The 11,477-nt window shown below is 63.9% G+C and carries 11 protein-coding genes; 4 read left to right on the top strand and 7 right to left on the bottom strand.

Annotation, left to right across the window (positions count from 1 at the left end; genetic code table 11):
- Window positions 1-238: 238 nt before the first annotated feature.
- The 6 genes from J2848_RS03335 to tpiA all read right to left on the bottom strand — a co-directional run bounded on the left by J2848_RS03335 (window position 239) and on the right by tpiA (window position 7,063).
- Window positions 239-679: a hypothetical protein gene (locus tag J2848_RS03335; RefSeq protein ID WP_149233609.1), complete on the bottom strand. Its 441-nt coding sequence runs from the start codon at window positions 677-679 to the stop codon at window positions 239-241.
- Window positions 680-1,182: 503 nt separating this feature from the next.
- Complete coding sequence (locus tag J2848_RS03330; protein ID WP_149233610.1) at window positions 1,183-1,878, bottom strand: dienelactone hydrolase family protein; 696 nt, start codon at window positions 1,876-1,878, stop codon at window positions 1,183-1,185.
- A 74-nt stretch (window positions 1,879-1,952) separates the two neighbouring features.
- Entirely contained in the window at window positions 1,953-3,782 is a 1,830-nt protein-coding gene (locus J2848_RS03325) for an autotransporter domain-containing protein (protein WP_170307165.1), read from the bottom strand.
- A gap of 184 nt (window positions 3,783-3,966) precedes the next feature.
- A complete protein-coding gene (gene pyrG, locus J2848_RS03320) occupies window positions 3,967-5,598 on the bottom strand; it encodes a CTP synthase (RefSeq protein ID WP_149233612.1) in 1,632 nt (543 codons plus the stop codon).
- A gap of 198 nt (window positions 5,599-5,796) precedes the next feature.
- Window positions 5,797-6,120, bottom strand: coding sequence for a preprotein translocase subunit SecG (gene secG / locus J2848_RS03315; RefSeq protein ID WP_149233613.1), 324 nt, complete (start codon window positions 6,118-6,120; stop codon window positions 5,797-5,799).
- 187 nt (window positions 6,121-6,307) lie between these two features.
- The gene (gene tpiA / locus J2848_RS03310) at window positions 6,308-7,063 is read right to left on the bottom strand and encodes a triose-phosphate isomerase (protein ID WP_149233614.1); all 756 of its coding nucleotides are present in this window, start codon (window positions 7,061-7,063) and stop codon (window positions 6,308-6,310) included.
- Between the two features lie 258 nt (window positions 7,064-7,321).
- Here tpiA and mbfA point away from each other — a divergent pair, with 258 nt between their 5' ends.
- The gene (gene mbfA, locus J2848_RS03305) at window positions 7,322-8,278 is read left to right on the top strand and encodes an iron exporter MbfA (protein WP_149233615.1); all 957 of its coding nucleotides are present in this window, start codon (window positions 7,322-7,324) and stop codon (window positions 8,276-8,278) included.
- Window positions 8,279-8,391: 113 nt separating this feature from the next.
- On the top strand, window positions 8,392-8,904 hold the full coding sequence (locus J2848_RS03300) for a MarR family winged helix-turn-helix transcriptional regulator (RefSeq protein ID WP_098739700.1): 513 nt from the start codon (window positions 8,392-8,394) through the stop codon (window positions 8,902-8,904).
- Between the two features lie 21 nt (window positions 8,905-8,925).
- Here J2848_RS03300 and J2848_RS03295 read toward each other — a convergent pair whose 3' ends face one another.
- Window positions 8,926-9,171 carry a hypothetical protein gene (locus J2848_RS03295; RefSeq protein WP_246194126.1) on the bottom strand — a complete coding sequence of 82 codons (246 nt, stop codon included), beginning with the start codon at window positions 9,169-9,171 and terminating at the stop codon, window positions 8,926-8,928.
- Between the two features lie 169 nt (window positions 9,172-9,340).
- Between J2848_RS03295 and J2848_RS03290 the strand changes: the two genes are divergently transcribed.
- Both J2848_RS03290 and J2848_RS03285 read left to right on the top strand, forming a co-directional pair.
- The gene (locus J2848_RS03290) at window positions 9,341-10,042 is read left to right on the top strand and encodes a response regulator (RefSeq protein ID WP_149233616.1); all 702 of its coding nucleotides are present in this window, start codon (window positions 9,341-9,343) and stop codon (window positions 10,040-10,042) included.
- A complete protein-coding gene (locus J2848_RS03285; protein WP_149233617.1) occupies window positions 10,039-11,439 on the top strand; it encodes an ATP-binding protein in 1,401 nt (466 codons plus the stop codon). The genes J2848_RS03290 and J2848_RS03285 overlap by 4 nt, the downstream gene beginning before the upstream one ends.
- The last annotated feature ends 38 nt before the right edge of the window (window positions 11,440-11,477 follow it).

The raw sequence follows: 11,477 nt of genomic DNA, 5'->3' as shown, positions 1-11,477 counted from the left end.
GTCAGCATGGAACCGGGGGACATGTGTTAGAATTTTACTAGGGATCAAATTTTCACCATACTTATTCTGCCTATCTATTCATTTCGTATGAAGAATTTTGTTTAAAAAAAATTTCCACTTGAAATTTTTTAAAGTTCGGCCGGATTTTATTGAAAACATCGGAAGTTTTCCTGTTTTCCGGCCGAATCAGGTAAATTATCTTTTTCAGTTAAGAAAACCACGTAGATATTGATGTTTATCACATAACAACATTTCCGGCCGACGTCCAAGAGAGCACAACCGTGTCAAACTCTTGGCTCCACACCGTGGTCACAGTGCCTTGAACGTCGTGGCAAATGGTCACCGAATTGAGCTCAAGGCTACCCGGCGCATCATCGCCCGGCGCCGTATAAGTCAATGAAACAGTAAAATAGTAGCCGAACACCTTATCGGAGGAAATGGTTCCGGTTGGACTGGCAGAAGACAGCGAACTCGTCACCACCGAGAGAACCTGCTTTCCCAGAGCTGTATCGATTTCTCCTCCCAGGTTAATGGTAATACCTGAAGAGAAGTCGCCATCTCCAACAGGTATTGTTGCAGAAACGATAACATCTGCCGTTACGTTAAACTTTCCTACATTGGCTGTGTGAGTCGTCACAAAGTTTCCGGAAATAGGAACAAGTGCCGGATTGGCTGCCATATCACGCCTCCTGCTATTTCAGAGAGATATTTTACTCTCAACGCAAATCAATATATACGCATATCCGGCCTTACTTAAGATGAAAAATTGTAAAACTATATAAGAGATACACTTATTGTATTTTGGCTCCAAACCGCTTTTTTTTGTTGAAATTCGCTTATCATGCAAACCGCTCGGAATGGCATGACCGCGCCACCGCATGCATAGCCCACGGTCATGCGTGATGGCGGGAGCAAAAAGGGCGTAGGCGTTTTCGGGCTGGGCCACGGAGCCCAAGCAGAAATTCCGAACTCCGCCCACCGATGGCGGAGCTCGGAGATTCTGAAAAACACAGTGTCCGCGGATTTGTCCGGTTCGGGCCACACGCGGCTCATTCCGGGCAACCCCGCTTAACAGCCTGTGGACTCATCGGTTCTCTGCGATTTTGAAGCCCACCCGGATGTCCCGGCGTCGTTCGAAGTCCTTGCAGTATTCATTCTGCCTGAAGCGACGCCCTTCTTCCCTCACCCCAGATGTGTCCGGAAGAACTCCACCGTCAGCCGGTTCGCCTCGTCGGCCGCGTCCCGGTCGTAATGCTCGCCGCCCGGCCGGGCGAAGGCGTGGTCCATGCCCGGATAAACTTTGGCGGTCACCCATTCGTTGTCCTTCACCCCGGCCACCACCGCATCGCGCTTGTCGGGGCTGGAGAATTTGTCGTTCTCGGCGATGTGCAGCATCAGGGGCTTGGCGATCTTGTCGGCCTCACCCAGCAGCCCCTCCAGTCCGACGCCGTAATAGCCGACATTGGCCTCGGCATCGGACCGCGTCGCCATCATGAAGGCCAGCCGGCCGCCCAGGCAGTAGCCGACGGTTCCGGCCTTGCCGGTGCAGCCGTCCTGCCCGCGCACCCAGGCCAGCGCCGCCCTCAGATCCTCGATGGCCTTGTCCTGATCCATGCCGTTCAACAGCGCGAAGGCCTGGTTCCACTCCTCCTGCGTCTTGTCGGTCAGTTGCACGCCGGGCTGCTGGCGCCAGAACAGGTCGGGGCATACCACCAGGAAGCCCTGCGCGGCGTACCAGTCGCACTGCTCGCGCATCACCGGATTGACGCCGAAGATCTCCTGGATCACCACCAATCCACCCGCCGGGGTTACCGTGGGCTTGGCGACATAAGCGGAAAAGCGGCCGCCGTCGGCGGCATCAATCATCACTTCGGACATAGCGCTCTTAACCTCCCGTTGGCAAATCCGCCCCTGATATGGAGTGGACTTGCCCCCGGTCACCCCGCCTTTCGTCAGAAACCGACGCTGACGCCAACGAAGCCGCCGTAATCACGGCGATTTTCCTCACCCAGCCGGGCATTCAGGCCCAGCGTGCCGGTCACCGACTCCGCCAGCTTGAAGGAGGCACCGGCCGTCAGGTCGACATAGCTGCGATCAGGTTTCGCCACCGCCACGTCGTAGGCCAGTGTGGAGATGCTGCGGCTTTCCACCGTGATGTTCCGCTGGTCGTCCTTGAACTCCCGGTTCAGTGTCACCTTGGCATAAGGTAGGACACCGCCGAAATCATAGGAGGCCTGATAGCCGATGCTGCCGACCAGCGAATTGCGGGTCTGCGAGCGGTAGGTGAAGCCGAACAGGCTGTTGTCCTCGCTGAACCCCTCCACCTCAACATGCTGATAGCGCAGGCCCAGCACCGGACCATGGGTCAGCCCGCCGGTCATGAACTCATAGCCGCCCTCGGCACCGATGGACGCGTTGATGCCCTCGGTGTTGCCGCCGGTCGAATGGTCGGTGCCGTTGATGGTCACGCCGCGCCGCAGGTCGTAATCGGTGAAGCCGATGGACCCGACGCCGTTCACGAAGGCGCCGCCCATGCGGTAGACGCCGTAGCCGCTCAGCACATATTCCCGCTGCTTGTAATCGCCGCCGGTGGAGAAGCTGCCACGGTAATGCGACACCGTGCCGGCCACGCCCAGCAGGAGGTTCTCGGTGAAGCGCTTGTCGATGCCGACGCTGACCGACAGCGGCGTGCCGCGTACCTCCGCCTGTCCGCCAGCACCGGGGTCGCCGGTGCGGTCACTGGTCAGCCGGCCAACCCCGCCGCTGATCCAGGCACCGCTGGTGCCGGGCTTGCGACTCCACAGGCTGCTCGCCGCCTGAGCCAGGATGGTGGACGTCAGCCGGTCACGGGTGTGGATCGGCGATTCGGCAAGCTGCGCCACATTGCCGGGGGCGGTCAGCGCGTTCAGCACGAAGTCCGACACCGCGCGGTGCCCGGCCGTGGTCGGGTGGACGCCATCGGCGAACAGGTAGCTCTGCGCCGCGTTCGGCGCCACCAATGTCCCGGAGGTGCAGAGCAGCGAACTGCTGGTGGTGCAGGCGGTGCCGGTCACGTTGGTGAAGCCGAAGGCCGTGGGGTTGGCCACCGCCGCCCGCAGAAGGGAATAGGTGTCGATCGGAATGACCGAGATGCCGGCATTCGCCAGCCCCAGCGTGACCAGCTGGTTGTAGCCGCTGACCAGCTGCGTGATCTGCGCCGCAGCCGTGGCGCCCTGCGCCAGCCCGAACGGTGTCGATCCGATGTCCGGCACCGTCGGAACCAGTATGGTGCGGGCGCCAGCGGCGCGCAGCCGCGCCACCTGGGTCACCAGATCGGTCGCCGCCTGGGTTACCGTCGCCTGTGCGGTGGAGGGGGTGTTGAGTGCGGCGAAGATGTCGTTGGCACCGCCCCAGACGGTATAGAGCGCGTTCGGATCGGCCCGCCCGCCGGTGGAGGCCAAGTAGCCGGAGATCTGTGTTGCCACGCTTGGGGCCAGCGCCGTCGGACCGGTTGCCGGAACGCCGACCGAGGTGTTCACCCGCGCACCGCCGACCGCATAATCGGTGCCGCCCCGCGCCGCCGTGGTGGCCGAGGTGCCGAGCGCACCGGCAAGATTCTCCGACCACACCGGACCGGGATTGGTTGTGAACTTGCCACCGACCGGCAGCAACGACTGGAACGCGCCGCTGTCGGTCAGGCTGTCGCCGAAGAAGATGGTGGAGGAATAATCCGCCGCGCCGGCCGGGACCGAGGCGAGTGTGGTGAGGCAAGTGGCAAGCGCAGCGATCCTGACGCGATTCATGGTCCTTCCCCGATCCGATTGTTTGGTTATGCGATTTTCTGAGGATCGTGGCATACAGGTATCCAGCACGCAAGGAAGTTGACGTAAGGGGAATGTACTGGAAATGAAAAAGCCCCACCTTTTTGGGGGCGGGGCTTCCATGAACGGCTTCCTATGCGGGAGGTTGAATTCACCTCCCGATTCCTCAGACCAGTCGGCTCTGGTCGATCGCTGCCTTGATGAAGGCGGTGAACAGCGGGTGCGGCTCAAAGGGTTTGGACTTCAGTTCCGGGTGGAACTGCACGCCGATGAACCAGGGATGATCGGGGATCTCCACGATCTCCGGCAGTTCCCCGTCGGGCGACAGGCCGCTGAACTTCATGCCGCAGCGCTCCAGACGTTCCTTGTAGTATACATTCACCTCATAGCGGTGACGGTGCCGTTCGGAGATGTCGGTGGTGCCGTAGACCTCGGCGACCTTGCTGCCGTCCAGCAGCTTGGCCGGATAGGCGCCGAGCCGCATGGTGCCGCCCAGGTCGCCGACCTCGGCGCGACGCTCCAGCGTGTTGCCGCGCATCCATTCGGTCATCAGGCCGACGACCGGATTGCCCGGCTTGCCCAGTTCGGTAGAACCGGCATCCTCGATCTTCGCCATGTTGCGGGCGGCTTCGATCACCGCCATCTGCATGCCGAAGCAGATGCCGAAATAGGGGACCTTACGTTCACGCGCGAACTGCGCCGCCCGGATCTTGCCTTCCGTACCGCGCGAACCGAAGCCGCCCGGCACCAGGATGCCATGGACATTCTCCAGCCGCTTCACCGCCGCATCATCGTCCTCGAAGATTTCCGAATCGATCCAGTCGAGGTTGACCTTGACGTTGTTGGCGATGCCGCCGTGGGTCAGCGCCTCGGCCAGCGACTTGTAGCTGTCGAGCAGGCTGATGTACTTGCCGACCACCGCGATGGTAACCTCGCCCTGCGGCTTGCGCACCCGCTCCATGATGCGGGTCCAGCGCGACAGGTCCGGCTCCTTGTCGGTCGGCAGGCCGAAATAGTTCAGGACCTGGGTGTCGAAGCCTTCCTCGTGGTAGCTGATCGGCACCTGATAGATCGACTCGACGTCCAGCGCCGCAATCACCCGCTCCGGACGGATGTTGCAGAACAGCGCGATCTTCTTGCGCTCGTTCTCCGGAATCGGGCGGTCGGCGCGGCACAGCAGGATGTTGGCCTGGATTCCGACGCTCAGCAATTCCTTCACCGAATGCTGGGTCGGCTTGGTCTTCAGCTCGCCTGCGGTCGGGATGTAGGGCAGCAGCGTCAGGTGAATGTAGAGGACATTCTCCTGGCCGACTTCGTTGCCGAACTGGCGGATCGCCTCCAGGAAGGGCAGCGACTCGATATCGCCCACCGTGCCGCCGATCTCGATCAGGACGAAGTCCTCATCGGTCGCGTCGGCGCGGATGAACTCCTTGATCTCGTCGGTGATGTGCGGAATGACCTGGACGGTGCCGCCCAGGTAGTCGCCGCGACGTTCCTTCGCGATCACGGTGGAATAGATGCGTCCGGTGGTGATGTTGTCGCCCTTGCGGGCCGACACGCCGGTGAAGCGCTCGTAATGGCCCAGGTCAAGGTCCGTCTCGGCCCCGTCGTCGGTCACGAAGACCTCGCCGTGCTGATAGGGGCTCATCGTGCCGGGATCGACGTTCAGGTACGGGTCCAGCTTGCGCAGCCGCACCTTGTAGCCGCGCGCCTGGAGAAGCGCCCCAAGCGCCGCCGATGCCAGACCTTTGCCCAGCGAAGAAACGACGCCACCGGTGATGAAGATGTAGCGAGTCATGTCCGTCCGAAGAGCTTGAGAGCTGTTCCATGTCCCCGAAGGGGACGGATGTGCCATGTCCCCGTTGGGGGGCGAATGTTCCAGTCCCCGGAGAGCCGCAGCGACGTCACGCCGCATTCGACCCTCAAAAGAAAGAGGCGGCTTCGGGGAGGCCGCCTCGCTGTCCGCTTCGTACCCGTGCGCTGGGAGTTGTCCCCGTTACTGGGACACCGGCGGCGCGGGTTGTGCCGGAGCGGTCGGCTGGGCCGGGGCCGTCGGAGCCGCCGGCAGCGTGTCGATGATCGACGCCGGGCGCGAATGGCCGCCGGCCAGGATCGCCAACACGATGCTGGTTGCGAAGAAACAGCCCGCCAGAATGCCGGTGGTCCGCGTCAGCAGGTTGGCCGTGCCACGGGTGCTCATCATGCCGCCCATGGTGCCGCCGCCGATACCGAGCCCGCCGCCTTCCGACCGCTGGATCAGGATCACACCGACCAGCCCGACGGCGATCAGCAGGTGAATGACCAGAATCACCGATTCCATGCGATGCTCACCCCACACCATCCCAAAAATCGAATAGCGCGCCACAGGCCGTCTCAAGGGCCCGTGGCGCGCGCCCACTGTTTGTACCGCGCCATGGCGCGATATGCCAGCGCCAAAATACCTATGCCATATCCGTTGGCGGCATGGCTGACACCGATGGGCGCCATGCCGCTTGGGAAGGCCGGCATCAACGGCAGGCGGTCGCGATGGCCCAGAAATCGTCAGCCTTCAGCGACGCACCGCCGACCAGCGCGCCGTCGACATTCTCCACCACCATCAGCTCCGCCGCGTTGTTCGGCTTGACCGAACCGCCATAGAGGATACGGACCTTCGCGGATTCGGCGATCTTGCCCTCCAGCTCGGCGCGGATATGGGCGTGCATCGCCTTCACGTCGTCCGGAGTCGCGGTCTTGCCGGTGCCGATCGCCCAGACCGGCTCATAGGCGATGACGGTGTTCCCGGCCGTCGCGCCCGCGGGAATGGAGCCGGCAAGTTGGCCCGACACCACGGTGTTGGCTTGGCCGGTGTCGCGTTGCGCCTCGGTCTCGCCGACACAGATGATGGCGACGAGGCCTTCCTTGTGAGCGGCAACCGCCTTGGCGTTCACCACGGCGTCGCTCTCGCCATGGTCGGCGCGGCGCTCCGAGTGGCCCAGGATGACGAAACGGCAGCCGGCGTCCTTCAGCATCGTCGGCGCCACGTCACCGGTGTGGGCGCCGGAGGTCTTCGGCGCGCAATCCTGGCCACCCAGCGCCAACGGGCTGTCGGCGATCGCCTCACCCACCAGGAACAGCAGCGGGAAGGGCGGGCAGACCAGCATGTCGAAGGCGACCGGTCCGGCGCCCTTCAGCCGCCCGGCGAGGTCGGAGGCGAGATCCAGCCCGTCGGCCTTCAACCCGTTCATCTTCCAGTTTCCGGCGATCAGCTTCCGGTTGGCGGTCATGGTCGTTTCCTTCTTGTCTCGGCTTTATATGGGAACTTGTGGAACGTTCTTGGCCTCTCGTAACCCAAGCCCATAGCAAGCCCGCCGCGGAATTTCCACTCACCCGACCGGCGCATCGGCCGCCGGCTACCATAAGAGACATCTTGTAGCAGCCCCACGGCGGAGCCTCATCAGACGAAGTGCCATGTTGAAGATGCCCCCATACGGAATAGGATCATTCGCAACGCACCATCCAGACGCGGCGAAGGCTTGGCCCCCATGAAGAACTTCTCGGACCTGACGGAAAAGGAGCTGCTGGCACTCGCCATTGCCCTGGAGGAGGAGGACAACCGCATCTATGACGAGTTCGCCCACGGCCTTACCGACAATTACCCCGACACGGCGAAGCTGTTCCGCGCCATGGCATCGGAGGAAAGCGGGCACCGGCACCGCCTGCTGGAACTGTTCCAGTCACGATTCGGCGACCATATCCCGCTGATCCGCCGCCAGGACGTGAAAGGCTTCGTAGAGCGCAAGCCTGTCTGGCTGACCCGACCGCTCGGGCTCGACACCGTGCGCCGGCAGGCCGAACTGATGGAGGCGGAAACCAAGCGCTTCTACAACCGCGCTGCGGAGAGGTCGCAGGACGCCGCCATCCGCCAGCTTCTGGGCGATCTGGCCGAGGAGGAGCGGCGGCACGAGGCCAAGGCCGAACGGCTGGAGGCGAAATACGTCTCGCCAAAGGTGCGGGAACAGGAGCACGAATCGGAACGCCGCCTGTTCCTCCTTCAGGTCGTGCAACCGGGGCTAGCCGGGCTGATGGACGGCTCGGTGTCTACCCTCGCCCCGCTGTTCGCTGCCGCCTTCGCCACCCAGGACAGCCACGAAACCTTCCTGGTCGGCCTCGCCGCCTCCATCGGCGCCGGCATCTCGATGGGCTTCGCCGAGGCACTGTCCGACAACGGGTCGCTGACCGGGCGTGGCAGCCCATGGCTGCGCGGGCTGGTCTGCGGCGCCATGACCACGCTGGGCGGGCTGGGCCACGCCCTGCCCTACCTGATCCCGCATTTCTGGACGGCGACTGCCATCGCCATCGCCGTGGTGGCGGTTGAACTGGCCGTCATCGCCTGGATCCGCAACCGCTACATGGACACGCCACTGCTGTCCGCCGCCTTCCAGGTGGTGGTCGGCGGGCTGCTGGTTTTCGGCACCGGCATCCTGATCGGCAGCGCCTGAGGCGCGGAGGAAAAGCCGTTTGCGGGAACGAGCTTATCCTTGTAACCGGGCGCACGATTGTTTATGTCTGAGTTGCTGTCCTAATTAGAACAAATCGAACCAATCGCGTCGCCATGGCTGACCTTAAAGCGGGCGTGAACCAGCTCTTCCTCCGCGAGGAGGAACTCCGCACCGGGATGGAGCTGCTTTTCTACGCCTACCGCGAATTTACCGCCGAACCGGACGAAATTCTGGCGGAGATCGGCTTCGGCCGCGCGCATCACCGCGTGATCTACTTCGTCGGCCGTTATCCCAAGATTACGGTGTCGGAACTGCTGGCGATTCTGAAGATCACCAAGCAGAGCCTGTCGCGCGTGCTGGGCGAACTGGTGCGCCAGGGTTTCATCGACCAGCAGACCGGCGCCCGCGACCGGCGGCAGCGCTTGCTGGAGCTGACGGAAAAGGGAGTGGAACTGGAACGCCAGCTGTCCGAAACCCAGCGTCAGCGCATCGCCCGCGCCTATCGCATGGCGGGGGCGGAAGCGGTGGAGGGATTCCGCAAGGTGATGATGGGCATGCTGGACGAGGAGGACCGGGCGAAGTTCGCTCCGCCCGTTCCCCCTGCCCGTCTTGCCGTCAAACGCTGAACGGATAAACGCTGAAGCGGATCAGCCGGCTTTCGATTCGGGTGCCGCCGGAGCGGCGGCGGTCGTGTCGGCCGGCTTCTCCCCGGCCGGCTTCGCGTCGTTGGGATTGCGACGGCGGAAGCCGCCCTTGCGATACACCACGTTTTCGGAAGCGCCCGGCGGGCATTGGACAATGTTCCCGCCCTTCGCCAGGAAGGCGCGGGTCATTTCGGCGAGGTCTTGGGCGTCCAGGTCCCGGGGGTCGTTGGACCTGTGGTCATAGGCCATCGTGATCGCTCCTCGTGTCTCTCGGCCCTCAGCGGAGGGCATATGGAGATTAACACGGATCGGGGCCGAAACGGCCAAGCGCTTACACGCCTGCCCGCCATGCATACCCAGGAAATGTCCTGCAAGGCCGCTCTATGTCGATTGCGGGGAGCCGCGTTATAGTCCGGCCATGACCGAAGATCAGCCCCACATCCTGGTCGTCGACGACGACACCCGCCTGCGCGAACTCTTGCGCAAATACCTCACCAGCAACGGCTTTCTGGTCAGCACCGCCCGCGACGCCACCGACGCGCGGGCGCAGCTGGGCGGGCTGGCCTTCGACCTGCTGGTGCTCGACATCATGATGCCGGGCGAATCGGGGCTATCGCTGACCGAATCGCTGCGGCGCGAGCGCGACCTGCCGATCCTGCTGCTGACCGCCCGCGACGAGCCGGATGACCGCATCGCCGGGCTGGAGGCCGGGGCCGACGACTATCTCGCCAAGCCCTTCAACCCGCGCGAGCTTCTGCTGCGCATCAACTCCATCCTGCGCCGTCAGGCCGCGCGCCCGCCGGAACCGACGTCCCCACCCGCCGCCCCGGTGCGGCTCGGCCCCCTCACCTACCTGCCCGATCGTGACGAACTGCGCCAGGGCGACGAGGTGATCCGCCTGACCACGGCGGAAGCCAGCCTGCTGCGCATCCTCGCCGCCTCCCCCGGCGTAACCTTCACGCGCGACGAACTGACGGAGCGCAGCAAGGTCGCCGGCAACGCCCGCACCGTTGACGTCCAGGTCACCCGCCTGCGCCGCAAGATCGAGGCAGACCCACGCGAGCCGCGCTATCTCCACACGGTCCGCGGTGAGGGTTACGTGCTGAGGCCCGATCCGTGACGGCGAGCGGACAGGCCGGAACCGATGGTGCCGCGGCCGGCCGGGCGGCGGCCCGCCGGGCCGAACGGCGGCGGCGCACGCCGTTCCTGAAACGCTTCCTGCCGCGCACCCTGTTCGGGCGCTCCCTGCTGATCATCGTCACGCCGGTGATCCTGGCGCAGGCGGTGGCGACCTGGATTTTCTACGACCGCCACTGGGACACGGTGACCAACCGGCTGGCCTATGCGGTCGCCGGCGACATCGCCACCGTGATCGCCATGCTGGAGCGCGACCCATCACAGGACGGGCGCGACTGGACGCTCGCCACCGCCGCCCGCACCACCGACCTGATCGTCACGGTGGAACCGGATCAGATCCTGCCGGACAAGCGCCGTGCGTTGAGCGGCCTGCTGGAGCGCACGTTGGGCAAGGCGCTGGACGACCGGGTCGGCCGCCCCTTCACCATCAACACCCGCGTCGCCCATGAATGGTACGAGATCCGGGTGCAGATGGCCGATGGCGTGCTGTCGGTGATGTCGCCGGAGCGCCGGCTGTTCACGCCCACCAGCTACATCTTCATCCTGTGGATGGTCGGGTCGGCCATCGTGCTGTTCGCTGTCGCCATCCTGTTCATGCGCAACCAGATCCGGCCGATCAAGCGGCTGGCGATCGCCGCTGACGCGCTCGGCAAAGGCCGCGACGTCTCCAACTTCAAGATGGAAGGGGCGACGGAGGTGCGGCAGGCGGCCTCGGCCTTCCTGCTGATGCGCGAACGCATCCAGCGCCAGATCAATCAGCGCACCGAGATGCTGGCTGGCGTCAGCCACGATTTGCGCACGCCGCTGACCAGGATGAAGCTGGCGCTCGACATGATCGAGGATCCCGACCTCGACCCCGAAGTGGAGGAACTGAAGGCCGACGTCGCCGAGATGGAGGAGATGATCGAAGGCTATCTCGCCTTCGCCCGCGGCGAGGGGACGGAGGCAGTGCAACCGACCGACCTGACCCGCCTGCTGAATGAGGTCGCTGCCGGTGCCCGCCGCGAGGGCACCGAGGTAACGCTGACCGCACCGGAGGGGCTGACCCTGCCGCTGCGCCCCAATGCGGTGCGCCGTTGCATCGCCAACTTGCTGGTCAATGCCGGTCGGCATGCCGGTACGGCCTGGGTCAAGGCCGAACGCAAGGACGGCGTAATCGAGATCACGGTGGACGACGACGGCCCCGGCATCCCCGCCTATCTGCGCGACGACGTGTTCAAGCCCTTCTTCCGCGTCGACAGCAGCCGCAATCTCGACACCGGGGGTTCCGGCCTCGGCCTGACCATCGCTCGGGACGTGGCGCGCAGCCATGGCGGCGACATCACGCTGGACGACAGCCCCTATGGCGGCCTGCGCGCGGTGATCCGGCTTCCGGTCTGATCCAATGAAGTAATCCCATGAAAAAGCCCGCCTTCATT

The organism is Azospirillum lipoferum (genome assembly GCF_024170005.1).
Taxonomy (GTDB): domain Bacteria; phylum Pseudomonadota; class Alphaproteobacteria; order Azospirillales; family Azospirillaceae; genus Azospirillum; species Azospirillum lipoferum.
The sequence above is the reverse complement of the archived record's forward strand: the minus strand, read 5'-3'. Positions and strand labels throughout refer to the sequence as shown.